At 54.9% G+C, this 24,942-nt stretch carries 21 protein-coding genes and 1 pseudogene; 14 read left to right on the top strand and 8 right to left on the bottom strand.

Features of this window, described 5'->3' with window-relative positions:
* Positions 1 to 54: 54 nt before the first annotated feature.
* From NSQ24_RS20455 to NSQ24_RS20390, 14 genes and pseudogenes are all read left to right on the top strand, one after another.
* Complete coding sequence (locus NSQ24_RS20455; RefSeq protein WP_024983425.1) at positions 55 to 1,620, top strand: sensor domain-containing diguanylate cyclase; 1,566 nt, start codon at positions 55 to 57, stop codon at positions 1,618 to 1,620.
* Between the two features lie 175 nt (positions 1,621 to 1,795).
* Positions 1,796 to 3,640 (top strand): M14 family metallopeptidase, encoded by a 1,845-nt coding sequence (locus NSQ24_RS20450; protein WP_339166478.1) that lies wholly within the window; start codon positions 1,796 to 1,798, stop codon positions 3,638 to 3,640.
* Positions 3,641 to 3,925: 285 nt separating this feature from the next.
* Positions 3,926 to 4,930, top strand: coding sequence for a hypothetical protein (locus NSQ24_RS20445; protein WP_003389591.1), 1,005 nt, complete (start codon positions 3,926 to 3,928; stop codon positions 4,928 to 4,930).
* A gap of 168 nt (positions 4,931 to 5,098) precedes the next feature.
* Positions 5,099 to 6,102 (top strand): annotated as a pseudogene (locus NSQ24_RS20440) (D-cysteine desulfhydrase).
* A gap of 373 nt (positions 6,103 to 6,475) precedes the next feature.
* Entirely contained in the window at positions 6,476 to 7,675 is a 1,200-nt protein-coding gene (locus tag NSQ24_RS20435) for a branched-chain amino acid ABC transporter substrate-binding protein (RefSeq protein ID WP_051567342.1), read from the top strand.
* Positions 7,676 to 7,819: 144 nt separating this feature from the next.
* Positions 7,820 to 8,080, top strand: coding sequence for a metal-sensitive transcriptional regulator (locus tag NSQ24_RS20430; protein WP_003389588.1), 261 nt, complete (start codon positions 7,820 to 7,822; stop codon positions 8,078 to 8,080).
* 136 nt (positions 8,081 to 8,216) lie between these two features.
* On the top strand, positions 8,217 to 8,696 hold the full coding sequence (locus tag NSQ24_RS20425) for a DsrE/DsrF/DrsH-like family protein (RefSeq protein ID WP_003389587.1): 480 nt from the start codon (positions 8,217 to 8,219) through the stop codon (positions 8,694 to 8,696).
* 326 nt (positions 8,697 to 9,022) lie between these two features.
* Positions 9,023 to 10,147, top strand: a complete 1,125-nt coding sequence (locus NSQ24_RS20420; RefSeq protein ID WP_003389586.1) for an MBL fold metallo-hydrolase — start codon at positions 9,023 to 9,025, stop codon at positions 10,145 to 10,147.
* 52 nt (positions 10,148 to 10,199) lie between these two features.
* Positions 10,200 to 10,427, top strand: coding sequence for a sulfurtransferase TusA family protein (locus NSQ24_RS20415; protein WP_085974960.1), 228 nt, complete (start codon positions 10,200 to 10,202; stop codon positions 10,425 to 10,427).
* Positions 10,428 to 10,714: 287 nt separating this feature from the next.
* Complete coding sequence (locus NSQ24_RS20410; RefSeq protein WP_003389584.1) at positions 10,715 to 11,572, top strand: MurR/RpiR family transcriptional regulator; 858 nt, start codon at positions 10,715 to 10,717, stop codon at positions 11,570 to 11,572.
* 199 nt (positions 11,573 to 11,771) lie between these two features.
* Entirely contained in the window at positions 11,772 to 13,127 is a 1,356-nt protein-coding gene (locus tag NSQ24_RS20405; RefSeq protein ID WP_003389583.1) for a sugar ABC transporter substrate-binding protein, read from the top strand.
* A 26-nt stretch (positions 13,128 to 13,153) separates the two neighbouring features.
* Positions 13,154 to 14,119 carry a sugar ABC transporter permease gene (locus NSQ24_RS20400; RefSeq protein WP_003389582.1) on the top strand — a complete coding sequence of 322 codons (966 nt, stop codon included), beginning with the start codon at positions 13,154 to 13,156 and terminating at the stop codon, positions 14,117 to 14,119.
* Positions 14,120 to 14,138: 19 nt separating this feature from the next.
* The gene (locus NSQ24_RS20395) at positions 14,139 to 14,957 is read left to right on the top strand and encodes a carbohydrate ABC transporter permease (RefSeq protein ID WP_003389580.1); all 819 of its coding nucleotides are present in this window, start codon (positions 14,139 to 14,141) and stop codon (positions 14,955 to 14,957) included.
* Positions 14,958 to 14,988: 31 nt separating this feature from the next.
* A complete protein-coding gene (locus NSQ24_RS20390; protein ID WP_024983417.1) occupies positions 14,989 to 16,056 on the top strand; it encodes a GNAT family N-acetyltransferase in 1,068 nt (355 codons plus the stop codon).
* Between the two features lie 107 nt (positions 16,057 to 16,163).
* Here the strand turns inward: NSQ24_RS20390 and NSQ24_RS20385 are convergent, their stop codons facing one another.
* From NSQ24_RS20385 to NSQ24_RS20350, 8 genes are all read right to left on the bottom strand, one after another.
* Positions 16,164 to 16,898 (bottom strand): ABC transporter permease, encoded by a 735-nt coding sequence (locus tag NSQ24_RS20385; protein WP_003389577.1) that lies wholly within the window; start codon positions 16,896 to 16,898, stop codon positions 16,164 to 16,166.
* Positions 16,899 to 16,901: 3 nt separating this feature from the next.
* Positions 16,902 to 17,615, bottom strand: a complete 714-nt coding sequence (locus NSQ24_RS20380) for an ABC transporter permease (protein WP_171506443.1) — start codon at positions 17,613 to 17,615, stop codon at positions 16,902 to 16,904.
* Positions 17,612 to 18,535 (bottom strand): ABC transporter ATP-binding protein, encoded by a 924-nt coding sequence (locus NSQ24_RS20375; RefSeq protein ID WP_024983416.1) that lies wholly within the window; start codon positions 18,533 to 18,535, stop codon positions 17,612 to 17,614. The genes NSQ24_RS20380 and NSQ24_RS20375 overlap by 4 nt, the downstream gene beginning before the upstream one ends.
* A gap of 64 nt (positions 18,536 to 18,599) precedes the next feature.
* Positions 18,600 to 19,964 carry a HAMP domain-containing sensor histidine kinase gene (locus NSQ24_RS20370; protein ID WP_339166474.1) on the bottom strand — a complete coding sequence of 455 codons (1,365 nt, stop codon included), beginning with the start codon at positions 19,962 to 19,964 and terminating at the stop codon, positions 18,600 to 18,602.
* Complete coding sequence (locus NSQ24_RS20365) at positions 19,961 to 20,635, bottom strand: response regulator transcription factor (protein WP_024983415.1); 675 nt, start codon at positions 20,633 to 20,635, stop codon at positions 19,961 to 19,963. The genes NSQ24_RS20370 and NSQ24_RS20365 overlap by 4 nt, the downstream gene beginning before the upstream one ends.
* Positions 20,636 to 21,171: 536 nt before the next feature.
* Positions 21,172 to 22,296 carry a M20 family metallopeptidase gene (locus NSQ24_RS20360; RefSeq protein ID WP_003389572.1) on the bottom strand — a complete coding sequence of 375 codons (1,125 nt, stop codon included), beginning with the start codon at positions 22,294 to 22,296 and terminating at the stop codon, positions 21,172 to 21,174.
* A 24-nt stretch (positions 22,297 to 22,320) separates the two neighbouring features.
* On the bottom strand, positions 22,321 to 23,625 hold the full coding sequence (locus NSQ24_RS20355; protein WP_279041855.1) for a hypothetical protein: 1,305 nt from the start codon (positions 23,623 to 23,625) through the stop codon (positions 22,321 to 22,323).
* Positions 23,625 to 24,926, bottom strand: a complete 1,302-nt coding sequence (locus tag NSQ24_RS20350; protein WP_172920565.1) for an amidohydrolase — start codon at positions 24,924 to 24,926, stop codon at positions 23,625 to 23,627. Before NSQ24_RS20350 ends, NSQ24_RS20355 begins: the two co-directional genes overlap by 1 nt.
* Positions 24,927 to 24,942: the final 16 nt, after the last annotated feature.

The following is a 24,942-nucleotide window of genomic DNA, read 5'->3' as shown; positions in this document are numbered from 1 at the left end:
GTGAAAGCAAAAAAGGGTATCTCCTCTATTGTTATGTAGAGGGGAGCAAACCTGATGGATTCCTATAAACACTTTACCCTGCGCTTCTGGCTGATCTTTTTGTTTTCCGTCTCGACGTTTTTGATCGTGCTGAGCTGCGGCGCCGGCATCTATCTGGTGGTCAAGCAGGTGATGACAGATGACATCCTCGACATCAACCGCGCCTATAGCGAGAAGATGGCCCAGACTACCGATCTTATGTTTCAGAGTATGAAAAAGAATCTGGAGACGAGCGCCGGCGAGATCGCCCCTCTTCTGAAAGATCGCCAGAGGCTGCAGCAACATTTGAAGCTGTGGCAGGAAAGCACGTTGTTCTTCAATTCCATCTTGGTCGCAAACAGCAAGGGAAAGATTCTCGCAACGGAGCCGAGGATGGAAGTCGATGGGCGATTTCTGATGTCGAGCGGTGCGAGAGAAGCGCTGGAAAAGAAAAAAACAGTAGTGTCGCAGCCATATAAAGCGATTACGGGCAGACTGATTGTTTTGGTATCCACGCCTCTGTGGGACGAGAACGGAAATTATGCCGGTTTTCTGGGCGGAACGTTCTACCTGGAGCAGGACAACACGTTGCATGAGTTCCTCGGCAAGCATTTTTACGAAGACGGCTCATACTTGTACGTTGTCGACCAGAATGGCACGCTTATCTACCACCCGGAGGAGGAAAGAATCGGTCAAATGGTAGACGGCAACAGCGTCGTCCAAAAACTGATGGACCAAAAATCGGGCGCGGAGCGAGTGGTCAATACGCAAGGCGTCCCGATGCTGACCGGGTACGCCTATGTGCCATCCGCCAATTGGGGGATCGTTTCCCAGACCCCGGAAGAGGAGGCGCTGGCTCCAACCCTGAAGGTCGTCCTCGACATGTTTGGATATATCAGTCCCTTCTTCATTTTGCTACTCTTGATCTCGTTCTCTCTGACCCAGAAAATGGTCAATCCATTGCGCCAATTGGCCAACTACGCCAAAAGCGTGCGAACGGCGGGAACAGAGGTACAGCCGTTTCCGACGATCCCGACCTGGTACTACGAGGCCGAGCAGATCAATCACGCTTTTCAGCAGTATGCGGAGACGCTGCGCCACAAAATGAACGTGATCAAACGAGAGTCATTGACCGACCCGCTGACCGGACTTGCGAATCGCAGATACATCGAAAATACGTTGCGTCAGTGGACGGAAACGAAAAAACAGTTTTCGGTTCTTCTGCTGGACGTAGACGGATTCAAAAAGGTAAATGACGAATTCGGTCACCAGACCGGAGATGAGGTATTGCGCTTTCTCTCCCAGGCGATGAAGCAGCATGTGCGGAAAGGGGACATTTGCGGCCGCTACGGCGGAGAGGAATTTATCGTGCTGCTGCCGGAGACGAGTGCAGAAACGGCGTATCTGATGGCAGAGTCTCTGCGGATGTTTATGAGCGATACCGTCAGTCCCACGGGCGAGCCTGTGACAATCTCGCTTGGAGTGGGGACGATCGCTCCGCAGATCGATACAAAGACATTGCTGGCTCTGACTGACGAGGCCATGTACAAGGCAAAACAGGAAGGACGAAATCAGACGAAGCTGATGAGAACCATTGTGTAGCCGATCCTTAAAAAGCCCGCTCTTTGACGAAATTTCGTCAAGCAGCGGGCTTCTTGCTGTCAACATCCAAGAGAGAGCCGGTGCGACTCAAATCAAGAGGAATAAACAGAGACCTGTCCCAGTAATTATGTAGTATATTTCAGAAAATTCAAAACAACATAAGGAGAGATGAATGGTGAAACGCTGGTTTCCCGGACTTCTGGCGACGATTGTGTTGTCACAGGCAGGTATTGTATCGGCTGCTGCTTCCCCAGTCGGTCAGGTACCGTTTCTGAAACGCCCGTTTATCCCTGCGCAAGCATCCTTTGAGGTAAAGCAGTACGCATATCCGGAGACCAAGCCGATACAAGCTGGCAAGTTTGACATCCAGCACTATCCCCTTTACGACGAGGTGCTGTATTGGCTGGAGACGTGGGCGAAGCAGTATCCTGATCTCGTAGAACTTCAGTCAGCGGGGAAGTCACTGGAAGGCAGGGACATCTGGCAAATTACGATCACCAACAAAAAAACCGGTACTGCTACCAGCAAGCCGGCTATGTGGGTAGGGGCAAACCGGCATTCCGGAGAAGTGACGACAAGGGTGGCTGCGCTGCATTTTGCGCATGAACTCCTCTCCAAGTACGGGAAGGACCCTGAGATTACCCGCTTGCTGGATACCCGCACATTTTATGTGAGACCTGTTGAAAATCCCGACGGCTCCGAGCTGTACCTCAATACCATTCAAACCAATCGCTCCACCAATCGGCCCGTTGACAACGACGGAGACGGCATCATGGACGAAGATATTCTGGAGGATTTGGATGGTGACGGCTATTCCCGGCAAATGCGTCAGTATGTCGGGATGGGAAAGGGGGACTACATAAAAGACCCGTCTGACTCGTCCGGACGTTTGATGAAGCAGGTTGGAGAAGGAAAAGGAGACTATCGGGTATTGTCCGAGGGCATCGATAATGACGGCGACGGAAAATACAATGAGGATGGCATTGGCGGTTTGGACATTCACCGCAATTATCCGGAGAACTGGCGGCCCATGACGGAACAGACCGGGATGGGATGGACCCAGGGGGGAGCGGGAGAATATCCGTTATCCGAACCGGAGATGCGGTCAGTCGTCTTGTTTCTACTGGAAAATCCCCACATTTCGGTCGTAGAGACGATGGATACCACGGTGCCGATGCACCTGCGTCCCCCATCCACCAGCAAGAGTGAGGAGTCCATGTTTCCGGAAGATCTGAAGTACTATGAGCATTTGGACAAAAAGGGCCAGGAATTGACCGGCTATCCGTGGGCGGGAGACGTTTACTACACGTACCACACCCGCAGGGGCGGCTCGGAAGGGACACCGCTGTTCGGGCATTCGCCTGACTGGGGGTACTTTCAGTATGGAGCGATCTGGTACGGTGACGAGCTGTGGGGGAAACAGGAGTATGTCAAAGACTACAACAAGGACGGCAAGACCGATGAGCTGGATCAGCTATGGATGAATGATCACATACCGGAATTGAAGGGCAAGCTGTTCCAAAACTGGATTGCCTACGATCACCCGCAGCTGGGGAAGGTAGAAATTGGCGGCTGGAACCCGAAATTTTGGAACCAAAACGCTCCTGCGGGAAGCTATTTGAAACAGGCGGTCGAAAAACAAAGCAAATTCAATCTGGAGTTGGCCAAATCGCTTCCATTGCTGGTCGTTACAAAGACAGAGGTGAAAAAGAATCAGGACGGTACTTCAACGGTGAGTGTGACGGTGACAAATGAAGGCTTTTTGCCAGATGCGTTAAAGCAGGCATGGCTCGTCAAAATCGTGCGCAAAGGCTCCGCGAGCATCGAACTGGGGGATGGACTGGCTTTGGCCGACGAGAATACGGATAAAATCCAGGATGCCGGATTCTTTGGAGGCGCCTTGGAAGAGGAAGAGCGGACGAAAACATTTTCCTGGACCGTCAAAGGAAAGGGGAATGCCGAGGTGACCATTCGCTCGACCCGCGGCGGGACCGTGAACGTGGTGATACCTGTCAAATGAGACTCCCACGGCTAGAACCACAGGCTTTCAGTCGGCAATGTCTGTAAAGAAAGCACCAAACGAATGAGGGGTTGTCCAAAAAAGCAGTGAAGCTGCTTGACGGAAGAGCCCCTCGTCTCTTTTCGTGCGCCTACACCATCTTCACTTGGAAATGGTCAAGTCCATTTTTTTCATGCGCTCCTGTCAACAAATCGTTGCAACTTGCACAAGACCCCAGCCCGTCTGTTTCATTAAGAAGGCAAAGAGGCAGATGCCTGAAAAAAACAGGGCGAAGGAGGCAGCCATATGAGCACGATCCCCGCTAAAAGACGATGCAAGCGAGTACACCGGTACCTTTGGCTAAGGCTGCTGCTCACCCTGACGATAACAGCTACGATGCTGTGGCTTTTTTTCGCGTCGGCCCCGAGCATAAGAGCGACATGGCTTTGGAACACGGAGCTGATCACAGAAAAGGGTGAGGCCATCCTTTCTTTTGCCGAAGAAAACGACATCAACAGAATTTATCTGCACATCGATCAAAAGAATGTGCCGCCGGAAGCGTATCGCACATTCATCAAGGAAGCGAGCGCAAGGGATATACAGGTGGATGCCCTTGGCGGCGACCCTGCCTGGTCGCTCGTCTCCAGTCAAAAAAGCATTGCCTCCTTTATAGACTGGGTGCATGTCTACAACCGTGCTGCGGCTGAAGACGAGCGCTTCACCGGAATTCACGTCGACATCGAGCCGCATGTGCATCCGCAGTGGAAGCGTGACAAGGAAGCCTTGAAAAGCCAATGGATGGAAAACATGCAGCTTGTGGTCCAGGAGACGAAAAAAGATCCCGCTCTGCAGGTGAGCGCCGATATTCCATTCTGGATGAACGAGCTGCCTGCGAGCGAGACGCAGAGCGTCAGTGAATGGCTGATCGGGCAGCTCGATCATGTGACATTGATGGCCTACCGGGATTACGTGGAAGGCTCCAACGGGGTGCTGGACATCTCGAGCCGCATCCTGGACGAAGCAGGATATGATCGGCAAAAAGTGGTGGTCGGCCTGAATGTGCTGGAAAGCGACGAAGGGGACCGGACGACGTTTTATGAAGAAGATACCAAGATCATGCGAGAGCAGGTAAGCATACTCGAGACGCGGATGAAGAAATACTCCGCTTATGCGGGATATGCGATTCATGATTACGAGCAATGGGAAAAGAAAAGCAGGCGTGAAAAAGAACGGTCCTCAGCCAAGAAAACATCGGCGGAATCTGAAGAAAAGCCAAAGGAGGGCAAGAGTGCGGCCGAGGAAAAAACATAGTGTAGTGGAGATGCTGCCGGTAGAAACTCCCTGCAAATTAGGCTATGATGAAGGCAATCTTGAATGTGATCATGCAGCCAATCAGGCAGAACACATATGAACGTAAGCAACTCACGCAGTTTCCAAAATCGCAAGCGATTGTTGGAGACAGGAGAGGAGACGAGCAAAGTGAACCACATCCGTTATGAGCGCAGACGGTATACGAACGGACAGACACCGATCGAAGAGCTGAAACGCTTATCCGAAGCATTAGGCGGCCCTGCCATCTATATCAAGCGAGATGATCTGCTCGGGCTTGCAGCGGGAGGAAACAAGACGCGCAAGCTGGAGTACCTGGTGGCGGATGCGCTCAAGCAAGGTGCGGATACGCTGATTACCTGCGGAGCCGTACAGTCCAACCACTGTCGGCTGACTCTCGCCGCAGCAGTGCGGGAGGGGCTGCGCTGCCAGCTGGTGCTGAGCGAACCGGAAACGGGGGCTACAATCCCCAGGCGAGCGGCAATCATCTGCTCTTTCACCTGATGGGAGCCGAGAAGCTGCAGATCATTCCTGCGGATGGGGATATGCCTGCAGAGATGGAAAAACTCGCTGCAGCCCTGGAGAAAGAAGGACGAAAAGCGTACCAGATCCCGGTCGGCGGCTCCAGCGAGGTAGGGACACTCGGGTATATGGCTTGCGCCGAAGAGATCGAGCAGCAGGCATGGGAGATGGGCATTCCGTTTGACTATGTGGTGACCGCGACGGGAAGCGCCGGGACGCAAGCCGGACTGATCGCCGGTTTTGCCGCCCGCCAATCCTCTGCTTCCGTCATTGGCATCAATGTCAGCCGGGACCGCGAAACGCAGGAGAAAAAAGTCCATGAGCTGCTGCTCTCTACGGCAGAGCTGGTTGGACTGAAGGGAGAATGGCCTGCTTCGCTGGTTCGCTGCGAGGACGAATACGTGGGCCCCGGCTATGCGATTCCGACACCTGAGATGGTGGAGGCCGTGAAGCTGCTGGCCCAAACCGAGGGGATTCTGCTCGATCCGGTCTATACAGGAAAGGCCATGGCCGGTCTGATCGGGTTGATTCGCAAGGGAGCGTTTCGCAAAGAGGATCGGGTGTTGTTCCTGCACACCGGAGGGGCACCGGCGCTGTACACTTATGCAGATGTGTTCTTAGCGGAGAGATAAGGTATGAACAAGTCCGTAATCCGTAATAAGAGGAGAAATACGCCTGCCTTTTGTCGCACTCTCCAGAAGCCGACGCAATGATGCGTCGGTTTTTTTATCTCCTCTGCCGAAAACTGATCCATAAATGTAATGAATTACAAAAGATGGAATTTAAATAACGGTACGATACATACAGAACGAAAATAAGAAGATGAAGCACAAAAATGCGATTATGAAAATAGATAGAATGTAACATTTATGCAGGTTATTCATTGACGATATGTAAGGTTAAGAATTTTCTATTTTTTCTTATATTTACAGATAAGATAGAAATAGAAAACATACAGGGGGGATTTTCGTGAGTCAAAAAAAGTTGACTACCGTGCTGGCGTCCATGCTGCTCCTCAGCATGTCGCTTGTCGGCTGTAATTCGCAAGGTACAGCTCCTGCTCAGAACAACCAGTCGGGCGGCAATACCGCATCGTCCGGCGGCAGCAGCAGTGGGGGCGGCGGGGGCGGCGAAAAGATATTGATCGCCACGCAAAGCCCGCTTTCCGGATCACAGTCCGCCATCGGCGATGCGATCAAGACCGGAGCCGGATTTGCCATTGAAAAGCGGAAAGAGGAGTTCAAGCAGCTCGGCTTTGACTTGCAGTTGTTCCCTCAGGACGATCAGGCTGACCCGAAAATTGGCGTATCCAACGCGGAAATGCTCGTAGCCAACCCGGATGTTTTGGGTGTAGTCGGCCATTTCAATACGGGCGTAGCGATCCCCTCTTCCGTAAAGTATGAGTCGGGCAGTCTGGTCATGGTATCTCCGGCAAACAGCGGGGTTACATTGACGGAGGAGGGCAAAAAGACCGTTCACCGGATCTGTGCCCGCGATGACGCCCAAGGTCCAAAAGGAGCCAAGTATGCCAAAGAAGTGCTCGGCGTGAAATCCGTCTTCCTGATCCACGACAAGACCGCTTACGGGCAAGGGCTGGTCGATCAGGTAAAAGCGCAGTTCGAGAAGGACGGCGTTCAGGTACTGGGCTACGAAGGGGTAAACCAGGGCGAGAAGGATTACAATTTCGTCGTGAATACGGCCGTCGCCAGCAAGCCCGACATGATCTATTTCGGAGGCATCTATCCGGAAGCGGGCATCATCGTGAAGCAGGCGAGGGAAAAAGGATATACCGGCATGTTTATGGGCGGGGATGGCATCGATTCCCCTGACTTGATCAAGATCGCCGGAGCCGCAGCCGAAGGCGTCTATCTGACTGCTCTGGCTGGAGACGCGAAGCAGTCCGAGGAAGGCCGCAAATGGGCGGAAGAATATGAAAAGGTAATGGGCAAAAAGCCGGGAACCTATTCCGACTACGCATATGAGTCGGCCAATGTGATTCTCGACGGACTGGCAGCCGCCATCAAAGAGAACGGCGGGAAAAAGCCGACCCGCGAGCAGGTTCTGGAAAAGGTCCACAGCACGAAAGATTACCAGGGCAAATTCGTAAAGGTCACCTTTGACGAGAAAGGCGACAACGAGTTCGCGGATGTCTTCATGTACAAGTTTGAGAAGGAAGGCACGAAGTTCATCGGAAAAATCGAATAGGAGAGTTATGCAAGAGGGGTTCTGCAAATTTGACAGAGCCCTTCCTTCCTGTCTATTATATACCCATAGGGGTAAGGGGATTGCGCATGCAAATCCTCCTTCCCAGCAAAAAGATCGGCCGGCATAGGTCAGGAGGAAGCCAAAATGAAATACGGAGACAATGTGAAAAACCGCCTGAAACGGGTAGAGGGGCAGGTCCGGGGAGTCCTCAGCATGATGGAAACAGACAAGGATTGCAAGGAGGTCGTCAGTCAGCTCTCGGCCATTCGCTCGGCTGTGGACAAAGCGATCGCCTTGATCGTGGCGGAAAATTTGGCGGCATGCATCAAGGAGGAGCTGGCGGAAGGCAGGGATACCGATCAAGTCGTGCAGGAAGCGATTCAACTGCTGGTCAAGAGCCGATGATGCACTCGGTCTTGACAGCAAAACGCGGCTTACAATATACTAATAGGGGTAGGGGTATATAACGATTGGGAAGCCAGTCTGTTTTTTTGATCTCATAAATACCCCTGTAGGTATAATGGGAGGAAGGAGTTCAAAAATGGAAGCTCAAAAGCAGACGACCATGGTCGTATTCAGCGGTGATCTGGACAAGGCGATGGCCAGCTTCATTATCGCAACCGGAGCTGCAGCCATGGGAAACAGGGTAACGATGTTCTTCACCTTCTGGGGCTTGAACATCTTGCGAAAAGAGCAGCATGTACCGGTGCAAAAAGGATTTTTGGAGAAAATGTTTGAGCGGATGATGCCCCGTGGTCCCGGAAAACTGGGGATTTCCAAGCTGAACATGGGCGGAATGGGCCGGACGATGATGAAGCACATCATGAAGAAAAAGAACGTGGCTTCGCTGCCCGAGCTGATCCAGCTTGCCAAGGAGCTGGATGTGGAGATGATTGCCTGCACGATGTCCATGGACGTCCTGGGAATCAAGGAAGAAGAGCTGGCAGACGGCCTGAAATTTGCAGGAGTGGCAACCTATTTGGCGGAAGCCGAACAGTCCAGGGTCAATCTGTTCATTTAAGCGAAACATTTGGAGCCGTACGTGTTTGAAAGCAAAGAGTGCCGGATCAAAAGGGGAAAAAACATCCAAAGCCGTTTCATAGAAGGCTGATTTCCCTGGTGGCTTCTTTCGGCATTTTATATACCTATATGGGTATATGCGTATATAAAGCATGTGATCCTGACCTGCCAAAGCGGGATGAGAAGCAGGCAAGCAGCGAGGATTTTGCTGAAAAACGGGATGAAACAGGTCAGCCATTTGCGCAACAGGCATGTCAGGATGGACAGGAGCAGTGAAAAAGTAGTTTTGCCCGCATTCAAGCTTAAAACAACCAGGAGGTGATTGATATGTCAGCAGGAGCAATAAACGCAATTCAACTGAACGAAAAGGTGGAGCAGGGTGTTTTCCTGCTCGATGTGCGCAATCCGGAAGATTTTGCGGACTGGAAGATCGAAGGGAAAGAAGTGCGATCTATCAATATCCCGTACTTTGATTTCCTTGACGACAACGAAAATATCTACGGACAGCTTCCCGCTGACGAAGAGATCGTCGTCATTTGCGCCAAGGGCGGAAGCGCCAAAATGGTGGCCGATCTGCTGGACGAGAAAGGCTTTCAGGCGAGCTATCTGGAGCAAGGCATGCAGGAGTGGAGCCAGTTTTACCGCCCGGTGACCGTCATGGAGGACGACAACCTCAAGCTGATTCAGGTAAATCGGCTGGCAAAGGGCTGCCTGTCCTACATGTTGATCTCAGGAGGCGAAGCGCTGGTCGTCGATCCCAATCGGCATATCGAGGAATACTTGTCGCTAGCCGAGCAGGAAGACGCCGCCATCAAATACGTCCTCGATACGCATCTGCACGCCGACCACATTTCGGGTGGCCATGAGCTGGCCGAAAAAACCGGGGCTGTCTACTACATCTCCTCCAGCGAGATGCAGGGCTCCGAACTCTCTTATGAGCCGCTGGAAAAGCAGGGCATGCTGGAAGTCGGCCGTGCCGAGGCAAAAATTCTCGCTGTTCCTACGCCCGGACATACCCCGGGGAGTGTCTCCGTATTGGTAAACGATCGCTACCTGCTCTCCGGCGATACCATTTTTGTCGGCGGCCTCGGCCGACCCGATCTGGGCGGCAAGGCGGCAGAGTGGGCGCAAGCCTTGTACGACACGGTGTTTACCACAATCGCTTCCCTGCCGGACGACGTGCTGGTGCTGCCGGCTCATTATGCCGAAGCAAGCGAGATTCGGCGGGAGGGATATGTGGGAGCGCCGCTCGGAGAGATCCGCGGAAACAACGAAGTGATGCGGACGGCAAACCGTGATCGATTTGCGGAAAAAGTCGCTCATGCCGTCGGAGCGACGCCTCCCAACTACGAGGAGATCGTCGAAATCAACCGCGGAGCTGCCAGTGCATCTCCGGAAAAGGCGACAGAGCTGGAGATCGGGCCCAATCGCTGCGCCCTTCACCACGGTTAAACCATTGTCAAGAGAACAAAACCAGGAGGCTGCCAAGGAGGTCATATTCATGATAAACGTAGACGTATTTGTAGATGCAAAAGGATTGTCCTGCCCGATGCCAATCGTCAAGGCGAAGAAAGCGATGGATGCGATGGAAAGCGGGCAGGTCATGCAGGTGGAATCCACCGACAAGGGCTCCGTCAACGACTTTCAGGGCTGGGCTCGTTCCAACAGCCATGAGGTGTTGAAAACGGAAGAGGAGGGTGGAGTATATCGGATATTTGTGAGGAAAGGCTGAGGCGAATAAAACAATTCGGGGGCCGGCTTCCGCCATAGTGTCAGGGGAAGCCGGCTTTTTGCAGCCTGTTTGTTTCATCGTTGCCGATCCATCTTTTCTGTTGATAGCGGAAGTCTGAAAATTATTTTTATGGAGAATAGTTTGTGTTGATTTTTTGTTTCAAAGTCGTATAATGATTGTAAAATGGCAAAAGATACCTGCGATGCTCATGATTGGATGAGCTGATTCATACTGGCTGAAATAGGTATCGCTTACAACAACCACTTGTGATAAAGGGTGATGAAGCCGTGCTGAGCGGAGGATTGCTGCGAATCCGTGAATACTTGCAAGATATAAAGCCGTCCGAGCGGAGCGTGGCAGAGTACATCCTGGAGCATCCGCGGGAGGTCATCCGCATGTCAGTCAAGGAGTTGGCGGAGCGGAGCAACGCCAGTCCAGCCGCGATTATCCGCATGTGCAAAAGCATGGGCCTGGAAGGCTTCCCGGAGCTGAAAATACGCATCGCGGCCGATCTGCAGTCCCCTTCCGCTGGAGAGGACGAGTACAAGGAAATCCGTCCTACCGACGACATTCCCACCCTGATCGAATCCGTCACTGCCAATCACATTTTCTCCCTGCGCGAGACGATCAAGGTTCTGGATCCAACTGCCGTCGAGCAGGCGGTTCGGGCCATGTATCGGGCACGCCGGATCGACTTTTTCGGAGTGGGCGCATCCCAGTTGGTCGCTCAGGACGCGCAGCAAAAATTTTTGCGCATCAATAAAATGTCGACGGCACACGCCGATGCCCATCTGCAGATTACTTCCGCTGTCACGCTGACGGACAAAGACGTGGCTGTCGGCATCTCCTATTCCGGGGAGACCCGCCAGGTTTTATCCGCGATCAAAAGGGCGAGGGAAGCGGGAGCAGTCACGATCGGCATTACGAAGTTCGGGCAAAATTCGATGTCGGCGCTGGCAGACATTCACCTGGCCACGGTTTCATCGGAGGCAGACATGCGCAGTGCCGCCACTTCGTCCCGCATTGCCCAACTGGCTGTCATCGACATGCTGTTCATGGGGGTAGCCGCGCAAAGCTATGACAAGGCTGTATCCTCATTGCGAAAGACCCGTCAGGCAGTGCTTGCCGAGTTTCGCACCGATTAGGCAAATCCTATTCAGAATATTGAGACTATATTACCCTGCATATCCGCCGTTCTTTGACTAGCAGATCTGCCGCATTGGCGCTTGTTCAGTCAGCCAGCATACCGTACCCGTGATCCCACTCTATTCGCACTACAGACCGCAGGCAATACCCATACCTTATTGGCAATACATTTTTAATAGATAAATGGAGGGGTCTGCATTGAAACGAAAGAGGAGCTTTTCACTTTTTTTGTCGGCACTCTTGTCTGCCGCCCTGCTGATTACGGCCTGTACCGGTCAGCAGGCAAACACTGGCGATCCGCAGAATGCGAAGAACGATTCTGAGCAGATCGTACTGAAAATGGGGTACTACTCCGATCCTCCCACGCAGAAAAAAATGGAGGAGCTGCTCGCGAAGTTCATGGAGAAGCACCCGAATATCAAGATCACGACAGAAACAGGGCCTCATGCGCAATTTTTCCAAAAGCTGAATACGCAGATAGCAGGCGGCAATGCTCCCGATCTGTGGCTGAGCGACGGGGTGAAGGTGTTTGAATTCGCCGAGCGCGGCGCTGTCAAGGACTTGCGCGAACTGATCGAAAAGGACCTCAGCAAAGAGGAGTACTACGGCATGGACGCCAACAAAGGCCCAGGCGGCGAGGTTTGGGGTGTTCCGCAGGGAATCCAGATCGGGGTGCTCTACTACAACAAAGCCCTTTTTGACAAGGCGGGCCTCAAATACCCGGATGCCAACTGGACGTGGGATCAGGTGAAGGAAGCGGCCGAACTGATGACCATTGACGCTTCCGGAAAAAATGCCAAAGATCCTTCCTTTGATCCAAACAAGGTTTCGGAGTACGGCTTCACCATCTTCAGCAGTCCGGTCGGGGTGAGCCGAGGCTGGTTCCCGCTGATGAAAACGTTCGGCGGCGGTGTGCTGGACAGCAGCCTGCAGAAGGCCGTTCTCGACACGCCTGAAAACAAACAGGCGATCGAGTGGATGGTAGACGGCATGAAGCGGGGGATTTTCCCTGATCCGGTCGACCTGCAAAGCTTCCAGGACCCGTTCAAGCCTTTCCTGAGCGGCGTGTCCGGAATGCAGATCGACATCTACGCCGCGCGGGTAAAAATGCGCGAAGCCGGACTGAACTTCGATGTGGCGCCGATTCCGGCAGGACCTGGGGGCAAACGCTTTGCACCGAGCATCGTCAACTCCTGGGTGATCAGCAAAACGGCCGACGAGAAAAAGACCCAGGCAGCCTGGGAGTGGATCAAGTACTGGGCGACGGACGACGAGGCGCAGAGGGAGTGGGCGTCGCTTGGCGAAGCCATTCCGGTCAAGAAAAAAGTGGCCGAGGAGGTCCTCACTTCCGATACTTCGCTGAACGCGAAGGTTTTCTTGGACAGCATGGAATTCGCCGGTTCCCTCGATGCCAACGCTGTATTTGGCGAATGGCGCAAAGCGTTTGACGAGTCCATGTTCCCAGCGTTTTCCGGCGAGGAGAGCGTCGAGCAAGGCTTGAAAAAGGCCAATGAGGCCGTGCAAAAGGTTCTGGATGGATTCTACAAGAAATAAAAAACGCTTACGGGGGATAGGCAGACATGAATCAAAATACACAACTCACTGGTGAATGGAAAACCGATGAGCGGCCTGTACCAAAGCCCCGAAAACGAAAGCGGCTCGACAGTGAGGGGAGATGGGGGATTTTACTCATCTCCCCGTATCTGATTCACCTGATCGTCTTTGTCGCGTTCACTTCCATCGCATCGCTGTACATCAGCTTTACGGACTATGACATGCTGAATCCTCCCGAGTGGACGGGACTGGCCAACTACAGCAAGATGATCGACGATCCGCTCTTCTGGAAGGCGCTGAAGAACACGCTCTACTTCACGATCCTGCTCGTTCCGATCAAGACAGCGCTCGCTCTGGTGCTGGCTGTCGCGCTGAATCAAAAGCTGAAAGGCTTGAAGCTGTACCGGATCGCTCACTTCATCCCGGTCATCTCGTCCTGGACGGTTATCGCCTACGTAGCTGACTCGATTTTCAATCCGCGCTTCGGCTGGGCCAACAGCCTGCTTGTCAGCCTGGGACTGGAGCCGAAAAACTGGCTGGCCGATGAGCAGCTGGTCATTCCCGTTCTCGTCGCGGTGGCGATATGGAAGGGCGTCGGCTACATGATGGTGCTGTTTCTGGCCGGTTTGCAAAACGTGCCGGGCGACCTCTACGAGGCAGCGGAGATCGATGGAGCCGGACCCTTGCAAAAGTTCTGGCGCATCACAGTGCCCCTGATCTCGGGGACGACCTTTCTCGTGCTGATCCTGAGCACGATCAGCTCGTTCCAGAGCTTTGAACAGATTTACGTCATGACGGCAGGAGCGGTCGATGGCGTGGCAGGCGGTCCCAACAATGCCAGCCTGGTGCTGATGCTGCACCTGTACCGCGAAGGCTTCACCTTCTTCCACATGGGCTACGCATCCGCGATTGCCTGGGTGCTGTTCCTGATCCTGTTTGTCTTTACATTTATGCAAATGAGACTGCAAAAACGCTGGGTCCACTACGATTGAGGAAAGGGGGCAGCCACATATGAGCATACGTAAAATACTCGCCTATGCCGCTATCGGAATCAGTTCGGCCATCATGTTCATTCCCTTCCTGACAGCACTGTTCAACTCCTTGAAAACAGTGGGCCAATTCAACAAGTATCCGCCGGAGCTGTTCCCCGATCCGATCAAGTGGAGCAACTATTCGGAAGTATGGGAACTGGCCAATTTCAGCACCTATACGTTGAACAGTCTGACGGTGTCGGTGCTCTCCATCCTGGGGGCGATCCTGTCCAGCTCGATGGTAGCGTACGCTTTTGCCCGGCTTCAGTTTCCATTCCGGGATACGCTCTTTATGATCGTGCTCGGAACGATGATGATTCCCGGCGTCGTCACGATTATCCCGCAGTTCATCATCTTCAAGCAGCTCGGCATGCTGGATACGCTGATGCCGCTCTGGGTGCTGGAATGGCTGGGACAGCCCTTTGGCATTTTCCTGATGAGGCAGGCGTTTTTGGGAATTCCCCGGGAGTACGAAGAAGCGGCCAAGATCGACGGCTGCAATCCGTTCCAGATTTACTGGCGGGTCGCCCTGCCGATGTGCAAGCCGTCGCTGGCTACGCTCGCGATTTTCACCTTCATGGCGAAATGGAACGAAATCCTCGCTCCCGTCATCTACATCACGACCCGGGAAAAATACACCCTGCCGGTCGGCATTCTGTCGTTAAAGGGGCAGTGGACAGGGGGGAACGACCAGTACCTGGTGGCTGGGGCGTTGATCAGCCTGATCCCGATCCTGATCGTATTTCTGATCGCCGAGAAGTATTTTGTGGAAGGAGCCAGAAGCTCCGGGCTGAAGTAAAAGCTGGCTTCCAAATGAACGGAGGAGCAATATGGAATATCATCCGTGGTCGTCAAAATGGCTGGACGCCGTATGTCAGCTTTGGAATGAGCAGTGCGGCGACCGTTTTCCGATGAGACCCGAGCTGCTTCGGCAGAACAGCCTGGATGATCCGCATCTGCTGCCGGAGGGCTCATGGGTTGCCGTAGAGAAGGAAAACCAGCGCCCGGTCGGTGTCGTGATCGCCAAGAAATGGAGCGAAGCAGATCCTGTCACATGGGGAAAAGGCTCGGGCTGGATACAGGCTCTCCTGGTGGACCGGGCTTGCCGCAGGCAGGGGATTGGCGCAGAGCTGCTGAAGCGGGCGGAGAGTGCGCTCTTTCAGCAGAACGTCGAGAAAATCAGCCTGGGGAGCGATTGGTGGCACTATTTCCCAGGTGTTCCCGACGAGGAACAGGAGACGATGCGCTGGGCAGAGAAACGGGGGTACATCGCCGGGAAGCAGCTGTTTGATTTGATCTCCTCGCCGGAGGAAACAGCGGGTAACCGGTCAGCATCCGGCGTCGGGCAGCCTGCGACAGGCAAGGAACGGCCAGCATCCGGCGTCGAGCAGTCTGTGTCCGGCAAAGAACGGCCTGCGTTCGGCACCGAGCTGCCCACCTTTGCGGAAGTCACGTTTCGGGAAGGCAAGCCCGAGGACCGCGACGCGCTGATGGCCTTTTTCAACAGATGCTTTCCCGGACGGTGGGAATACGAAGCGCTCTGCTATTTCGAAAAAGGAGGCACCGGACGGGAATTTGTCCTCGCGGAGAAAAACGGGGCGATCATCGGCTTTTGCCGGATCAATGATGCCCGTTCGCCCATTATCGCCCAAAATGTGTACTGGGCTCCGCTCTTTGCCGACGAACTGGGCGGGATCGGCCCGCTCGGCATTGATCCGCAGGAGCGAAAGTTCGGATACGGGCGGGCGGTTGTCGAGGCGGGCATATACTTCCTTCGGCAGCGCGGAATTGAGCGGATTTGCATCGACTGGACCGACCTGGTGGACTTTTACAGAAAGCTGGGCTTTGAGGTGTGGAAGGGGTATCGCAGCTACTCCAAAATCTTGAACGTGGGGTAAAAGAAATCAAGGGGACACTTCCACCCAAGACTCTGCAAGGAAGCCAAGCTGCAGCAAAGCTGCCTCAACAACGGTTGAGGCAGCTTCTTTTTTCTGCGGCACGGTACTCAGATCATTTTACGCTGAAAATAAACGAATCCGGACAGGAAAAACGCGATGAAGCTGCCCAAAATGACGATGAACAGCGTTTCTGGCGGCACGCCCAACACCCCAGGTTCGGCTTGTTGCGCCCCCGAGAGCATGGCAATCATTGGCTGCGCCCACGGGTACCACGGGCCGTATTTCTCGGAGTTGACCAGCAGGATGTTCGGCAGCGTGAAGATGGCGCTTACCGCCATCGGTGCAGCGAAGCTTGACCAGGCCACGGAGACGGCGAGCTGCAGCGCAGCCAGCGGCATGCAAGCCACCCACCCCCCGACGAGGCTGCTGACAAGAATATCCCAGGGAACAGCTGCCGAGTAACCCTTGACCGTTCCGACCGCCAGCAATCCTGCGAGCAGAAGGCATTGGGTCAAGAGCAGCAACCCCATCACCCAAACGAATTTCACCACATAGACGGTACCGCGGGAAACGGGCAGCGCAAGCATCTGCTTCCATCCGCCGCCGACATGCTCGTAGCGGCAGACGAACGCAGACAGTACCCCGGTCAGCAGCGGCAGAAACAACAGGCCGTGAGGGGCCGCCATCATAGTGTACGTCATTCCCCATGCCATCTCTTCCATCTCTGGAGTGATTCGCATCCCCAATCCAAAGATCGTGGACAATGCAGGACTGACGAATACCAGCAGCCAGATCGGCGATTTCCGCAATTTCAGCAGCTCAGATCGGAAAAACCTCCACATGGCCTAACTCACGTCCTTTCGGATGAAATGGATGAGACCGATAACGTAAATGACCAGCCCCAGGAGCAGGCCCGGTCCAGCCGAATAGAAGGGTTCGTTCCACTGATTTTCAAGGTAGAGCCATTTCAGCGGAACCCAATCACCCACCGCTGTCCCGAACAGGCAGAGGACAGAGAAAAGAACGCCTGTCGTCAACGGAATCGCCTGATTTTTGATCGTGATCGAAAGCCAGGTTTGCAGTGCGGCAAAGGGCATCGCCGCAAGGAATGGCAAATACGACTTGACCAGCAGCGTGACAAGCGGAATATTGGTGCCGTATCCGAGGGCGATGCCGAGAACCACTGTGCCGGCTGCCAGCAATGTGCAGGCGCACACCAGAAGCGTGCAGAGCAGGGTGAACTTGCAGGCAAAGACGCACCACTTCGATACGGGCAAGGCCAATGTCTGTTTCCAGGCGTTCGTCTGGTGCTCGATGCCCGCAATCATGGAGGCGACAATCGCAATCCCCATCAGCAGGGTCGGCACCGAAAGCTGGTGCACGTTTCCGATAACCGCCCCCCACAGATCGTCGGCATACCGCTTGGTCAAGTAATCGTACCGGAGGAAAAAATTTAGTGCCTGCAACCCCACAACGCCGAGCGGGCCGAGCGCGATCAGAAGCCAGATCCCTTTGCGGCGGATTTTGAGCCATTCGGATGCCATCACTCCCCGCATCATAAGCTGTCGCCTCCACCGGTCAGCTCGAGGAACATGTCTTCCAGAGAACGCTTCTCCTCTTCCACCCGATACACGGAAATATCGTTGTGCACAAGAAGTTTGACCAGCCGGGCCAGCTGCTCGTCGGATTCGTGAGGCAGCAGCAGCCGATTTGCATCGGTCAGCTCCCATTCCGCCTGGATTCCACTGGCAAGCAGCATCTTCCATGCGGCCTCGCCTTGATCGACGCTTATTCGGATACGGGAGCCCGAGTGCTGCCTGAGCGCTTCGATCGAATCCTGAAAAATCAGCTTGCCCTGGGCGATAATGCCGACCTGCGTGGCCATCTGCTCTACCTCGGACAATAGGTGGCTTGATACCAGAACGGTCATGCCAAGCTGCTTCGGCATGCTCTTGATCAATTCGCGCATCTCCAAAATGCCGGAGGGGTCCAGGCCATTCGTCGGCTCATCCAAAATGAGCAGCTCCGGCGAGCCAAGCAGCGCCGTCGCGATGCCGAGCCGCTGCTTCATCCCGAGGGAAAAGCCCTTGACCGGCCGCTTCGCTTCCTTCGTAAGCCGCACGACCGACAACACCTCGTCGATCCGGGATCGCGGCACATCCAGGATGCAGCGTACCGCCTCCAAATTTTCATAGGCCGTCAGGTGTCCGTAGTAGGACGGATATTCGACCAGCGATCCGACGCGCCGCAGCACCGACAGCCTGTCCTTTTGCAGATCGCGTCCAAAGATCCGCACGGTGCCGCGAGTCGGCCGGATCAGGCCGAGCAGCATCCGGATCGTCGTTGTCTTTCCCGCGCCGTTCGGCCCGAGAAAGCCGTAGATTTCACCTTGGCCGATCCGCAGGTCCAGCCGATCGACGGCCATTTTATTTCCCAGCTTCTTTGTCAATTGATTGGTTTCGATTACGGCTTCGCTCATGACAGTTCATCACCTCAATACCGGATTGTAGCGGTGCGAGGTTAAATCCACGGGAGAGCGAAGGTTAAATTTCGTTTAAGCGCAAGCCGGCAATGGCCATTCGAGTTCCACCACAGTCGCTTTTGACCTCCCACTTGAGCTGCATTTCTTTCAGCATCAGCTGCACGATCGTCAGGCCGATCCCGGCTCCCTGGTTCAGCGACTTGCCGTTCATGCCAGGCCCCCGGTCCTCAAGGCGAATGGCTGCCTGTCCGCCCTCCGGCTCGAGCCTGACGGAAAGATAGCGGCCGGTCCGTGCATGCCGGAGTACATTTTGCAGGAGATTGTCCAGAATGCGTTCGATCCACATCGGGTCGACCCGGCATACGACAGCCGATTCCGGAAGCTCCAGCTCCACGGTAAAGCCCTTTCTTTCAAAGGCGGGGTACCAATGAGCCAATATCGTCCGCAGCAGCCGGACCATGTCGGTTGGCTCCGGACGATACGGGTATTTGCCGGCTGACAGCAGCGTATAGGAGAGCAGGTTGTCGATCAGCTCAGCCAAATAACCGATCTTGTGGTCGATCAGCTCGACTGATTGCATCCCTTGCTCACTGAGGTTTTCTTGTTTGAGACTGTAGGCATGGCTTCGGATGGATGTCAGCGGCGTACGCAAATCGTGCGACAGGTTGGCGATGAGCTGTCGCCGCAGCTGCTCTTCTTCCTGCTCCCGTTTCCGGCCGAGCTCAAGCTGCCTGATCATCGCGTTGAACGCCTGCTCCAGCCTCCCGATTTCGTCCGGATTGTTCACCTCGATCGACTTCGGAATCCCGTTTTCGGTCGGAGACGTCATTGCTACCTCCAATCCGAGCAACCGTTTGCGCAGCCGATAGATAAAGATCCAGGAAATGAACAAAAACAGGCAGAGAATGACCAGAGCGACGGCGATAAAGAGATGGTCCCGTTTTTCCGAGAGCTGCTCGCTGCTCGTCTGGATCACGGAACGGTCGACCTGAAAAACCATAAAGCCTTTGTCCCGACTGTTTCCGATAAAGGCTACCGTCGTGAATGGATCGGCATCGTAGTGCTCCTTCATGAACTGAATCGTATAGGACGGTGTCCACTGATCGGGGATTCCCAAGTCCTTTGGAAGCGCAAGCCGCGTCTTTCCCTGCGCATCGACCCAGAACACGGAAGCCTGCTCGTATTTTTCCTTCAGCTCGGTCAGTCTCCGGCTGATCGCTTCGTCATCGGCACCGGCAAGCTGCCTGGCTTCCTGATGCCACATCTGCTCCAGCCAGACCCCGTTTCGATACATGTTCGGCTCGTCATCGCCCAAAAGCACCGTATTTAGCGCAATTGACAGCAGCGGAAACAGTATCGGCAGAAGCAGTATCGCCAGCAAAACAATCAGCAAGTATGTAAACAGCAGCGAATTGCGGAATTTCATAGCTTCACCCGGTAGCCGATGCCTCGAATCGTCTCGATCAGGACCGGAACGCTCGGATCGAGCTCGATTTTTTCGCGGAGGTGTCGGATGTGCACGTTCAGCGTTTTGTCTCCTTCGATGTACGGTTCGCCCCAGACCGCCTCATAGATTTGCTCCTTGGTCAAAATTCGGTTTGCATGCTTCAAAAGGTACATAAAAATCTGCAATTGCTTCCCGGTCAGTGCGATCTCCTCGCCCGAACGACTGTCAATGATGAGGTTCCCGCCGATATCGACCGTGATATGACCGAGCTGCAGAGCTTGCGAAGCCGCCGAACCGTAGCGCCGCAGCAGCACCTCGACTCGTGCTGCCAACTCGTCGGGGTGAAACGGCTTCGTCAAGTAATCGTCGGCGAACTGCAGCCCTTGCAGCTTGTCGTCTACCGCCGTACGAGCCGAAAGCATCAGGATCGGGAGGTGCGGCGCTGTCTTCTTCAGTCGCTGTCCGACGGTAAAGCCGTCCAGGCCGGGCAGCATCACGTCAAGAATAACCAGATCGGCAGCTTCGGCGTATTGCGCCGCACGGTCCCCCGACGTCAACCAGTTGACCGCATATCCCCTTCTGGACAAATCTTCTTTGACCCAGGCACCGATGTCGGCATCGTCTTCGATATATAAAATGCGTTTGTTCAGCATAGTAGCTTCCCCCGTCCTTTATCCGTTTGCGGTTTCTCATTTCATTTCCTTGAGGCATGTTATCTGACGACGTTAGGATCGCTCCTTTCGTTCGTCCTAAGATGCTGTTGCATTCTTTTAAAAAGTACCAAAAAAACAGACGGACGTCATATCTCTCGTACGCATGGTTGCGCCGTATACAAACCGTCCCTGCCTACCAGTCGGCGCTTCCTTCATGTACAGGCAGCGGGAGTTTTGCGAGATTGCCCAACTTCTATCATAGCAAGTACGGTTCAGCTAGTAGAAGGGGCAGGCCTGAAACACGGCAGCGATTTGCTTTCATACCGGAAAGCGGATTGTTTGACGCAAATTTGTTTCGGAATAGGGGGTGTAGCCTGTGAAAACGTCCAGGGGAGCGGATGAAATGCCGAGAACAAGGGGAAGGGCTTTGGAAGACAAAGAAGGCAGTTGCACAGCAAAGGACGAGTAGCAAGGAGAAGGCCGACGAGGATGGGTCCCGTCAGCCGTTTCCGTTTCTATCGGCAGTGCTGCCTCTAGATTTTCGTGAGCAGCAGTGCTAGCAGGGCGCTTCTTTGCGCAAGGTGGTCAATGACGACATGCTCGTACTCGGCGTGGGGGCCGTCACCGACCGCGCCCAATCCATCCAGTGTCGGAATGCCGAGAGCCGCAGTAAAATTGCCGTCGCTGCCTCCGCCTACGGAAGCTTCTGTCAGGGTGAAGCCAAGCTCATCTGCACATTGATTGGCAAGCGCGAACAAGCGGGCCGTTTGTACCGTCCGCTCCATCGGAGGACGGTTCAGTCCGCCGTCTGTTTCCAGCTTGATTCCCGGCAGTTTTGGCTTGGCCCCGTTGATGGCTGCCTGCACCCGCTCTGCCTCTGCCATGCTGGAAATGCGGACATCGATGTCCAGCCGCGCTTGTTCGGCGACGACGTTGGACCGGCTGCCCCCTGAGGCGATCCCGACATTGACGGTTGTGCCTTTGGCGTAGTCCGTAAGGGCGTGCAGGTTCAAAATCTGATGAGCCATTTCCTCAACCGCACTGATGCCGTCCTCGTGATGGTTTCCGGCGTGGGCGGCTTTGCCTGTAATCGTCATCGTAAACTGACCGACGCCTTTTCGCGCTGTCTTCAGTGCGCCCGAGACCGCGACGGCAGGCTCGGGCACAAGTGCCGCAGCGCTTCTTGCGGCTTCTTCCTCGATCAGCGAGCGGGAGGTGTCGCTGCCGGTCTCTTCGTCGCTGGTCAGCAGAAAGACGACCTTCTTGTTCAGGGCTATGCCCAGATCCTTGCAAGCCTTCAGGGCCCAGAGAGCTTGAATGATGCCGCCCTTCATGTCAAAGATGCCGGGGCCGTACGCCTTGTTGCCCTCCAGCCGGTACCTGAGCCTGCCGATGTCCCAGACCGTATCGATATGGCCCATGATGAGGATTTGCTCGCTCCCGTCGCCGTATTGATAACGTAAATGATTGCCGGTTTTCTCCATCGGGATGACCTCGGCGGACAGCCCCAGATGCTGGCGGAACAGCTCCTGGAAAACCTCGCCGCAGCGGTCTACCGCCGCTTTGTCGTGCGTGGGCGACTCTGCCCGGACGACTCGCTCCAGATCGGATAAAATCAAGTGTTCTCGCTCTTTCAGATAGGACTGGATGGATGGCATGACATTCTCCTCCTTTAGGTTTGTTTAGCTAGGCGCGATCAGCCGGTACACTTTTCGCGGCCGTCCGCGGCTGGCCGGCGCTTCTTCTCCGGTAAGCTCGGCGAGGCCGTTTTTCTCCAGATCGCTTAAAATGCGGCGGGCATTGCGCTGCGTCATCCCCAGCCATTCCGCCGCCTCAACGGCACTGATGCAATTCTGGCCCAAATTTTTTTGTACGGAGAGGAGCTTGTTGTAGGTCGTGATCGTGACGCCGGCCTTGCGCAGCAGCTGGTTCATTTCCTTGTTCTCCGTCCGGTATTGATAAGTGATGCTGTCCGGGGTGTAGAGGGGGCCTTCCATCACTCCCTCGTCATTGACGAGGATCGCGTTGGAGACACCTGTCTGTTTGGCGTGGAGCAGCGCGAGCTGGGCATTTTTTTCCGCGGCAAGAGCAGTGGCGCCGAAGCCGACACCGATGTGCGTAGGCAGATCGGCGATGAGCCAGATTCGCTCCATCAGGGCAGACGGGGGAAATGTCCGGTTGTCCTCAAACGAGCCCCGGGTAGAGAAGACCAGATGCTTTCCGTTCCCCAGAGGCACGACGGCACCCGCCTGCGCTTCGACGTAATTGAGAATGGTTTCCTGCAGCTTCAGCTCCAGGCGATGAACCTCGTAAATTCCTTTGTTCTCGCCGATCAGCTTGTCCAGGCCGTCGACCACCACCATTTGAACGGCGATTTGCGACTTTTTGAAGTGCAGCGCTTCTCCTTCCTGGCTGGCCATGTCCAGCATCGTGCGGATCGCCACCCGGTCGTGAGTGATCCGGTACACAGGGATTTCCCTTGCCTTTAATTCATCATAGACAGAGCTGATGCAGGTAGCGCAGGCGTCGACCTTTCCTTGGGAATAAAGTCCCGTATGAAAGGCGATCAGCTCCATGGAAGGCATGAAGCCGGAATAGGAGAGCAGATGCAACTGGTCACAGGGAAGGCCGAGATCGGCGCACATTTCCCGGAACGCCTCTGCTGAAATGGTATCAAAGCTGACGCGCTCCAGACGTCGATGGTCCCGGTACACCAGCTCAAGCAAGACTCTCGTCAGACTCGAGCCCTGGAGCTGGGGAAAGAACGCCTTTTGCTTGCGGATCTGCTCTTTGGCGATCGCGTAAGGGGCCTGGCCCGAAAACAGCCAAATATCGACCGAGTCAGCCGCAGCATGGACGATTCCGCTCGCTTCTGCGGCATTTTGATAGACATAAGGAATGAACTGCATGCGGTCCTTGTACTCTTCACCGACTTCGCAGATGAGTCGGACGGAATCCCGGGGGCCGACAACCCCGACTCGGCTCATCATGACTCATGGGCGCACAGGGCGCAAAGCGCAAGCGTTTTCACGGCGATGGGCAAAACCTTCTCGTCGATGTCGAAGCGCTCGTTGTGATGGCCGGCAGCCAGCGTCGTTCCGAATGCCAGATAGGAAGCGAGACCGCCTTTTGCCTGGACTCGTTCCATCATGTAGGTGGCGTCCTCCGAACCGGATGTCTGGAACTGATCTACTACAGATACAACCTCGGCTACTTTTTCGGCCTGGCTGCGGATAAACGGAAGCAGCTCCGGACTGGGGGCACATTGGTTTGCCTTCCCTACGATCCGGACATTCGACTCGACTCCGTACATCGCGGCGGCACCCTCGATGATCTCCATCGCGCGGGCGAGCGTATATTCATTCACCTCGCTCGTCTCTCCGCGCGTTTCCAGCTTGAAGAAGGCGTGATGGGGAATGATGTTGCGGCCGCTGCCGGCATGCAGGACGCCCACGTTGACACGTGAGTTGCCGCCGCTGTGCCTCGCGATCGAGTGAAGGTTCAGGACGGCAGAGGCGGCAGCGAGCAGGGCGTTTTTCCCGTCTTCGGGATGGCCTCCGGCATGCGATGCCACTCCGGTATAGGTGACATCAACCTTCGTCGTAGCCAGGTAGCCGCTGGTTCCGCAGGCTACCTCGCCGAGCGGCACACCGATGCCGATATGGCAGGCAAAAAAGCGGTCGACATCGTCGACAACGCCTGCATCCACCATCGATTTGGCTCCCCGGACGCCTTCTTCCGCCGGCTGGAAGATCAGCTTGATTTTGCCTCGAAGCTCATCCTTTAGCTGACTGAGAACATAGGCCAGCCCCAGCCCGATGGTCGTGTGGGCATCATGACCGCAGGCGTGCATCATGACAGGGTTGACCGAAGCGAAGCCTTCTGCCGCAGGAATGTGATCGGGCGCATCCGATTCCTGCAGGTCCAGCGCGTCCATATCGACGCGAAAAGCGACCGTGGGCCCGGGGCGGCCTGTGTCGAGAATGCCGACGACTCCGGTGAACCCCCCGGAAAAATGCGGAAGCCATTTGGCGATGGCTCCTTGCTCTCGGGCACGCTGCTCCTGCTGAGCCAGAAATGACTCGTCAGGCACGCCCATTCTTCCCTCTGGATGGATGACCTCCGGGCCGGCTTTTACTTCATAGCCCCAACCGGACAAGCGGTCGGCAACAATGCTGGCCGTGCGGAACTCCACCCAGCCCGATTCAGCGTACTTGTGAAAGTCGCGGCGCCAGCTCAAGAGTGTGGGAAATAACTCTTCTACCAGTCTGTTTACACCTTCAACCATATGCGTCTCCTTTTTG

The sequence above is a fragment of the Brevibacillus sp. FSL L8-0520 genome, assembly GCF_037963895.1.
GTDB lineage: Bacteria > Bacillota > Bacilli > Brevibacillales > Brevibacillaceae > Brevibacillus > Brevibacillus borstelensis.
The sequence above is the reverse complement of the archived record's forward strand: the minus strand, read 5'-3'. Positions and strand labels throughout refer to the sequence as shown.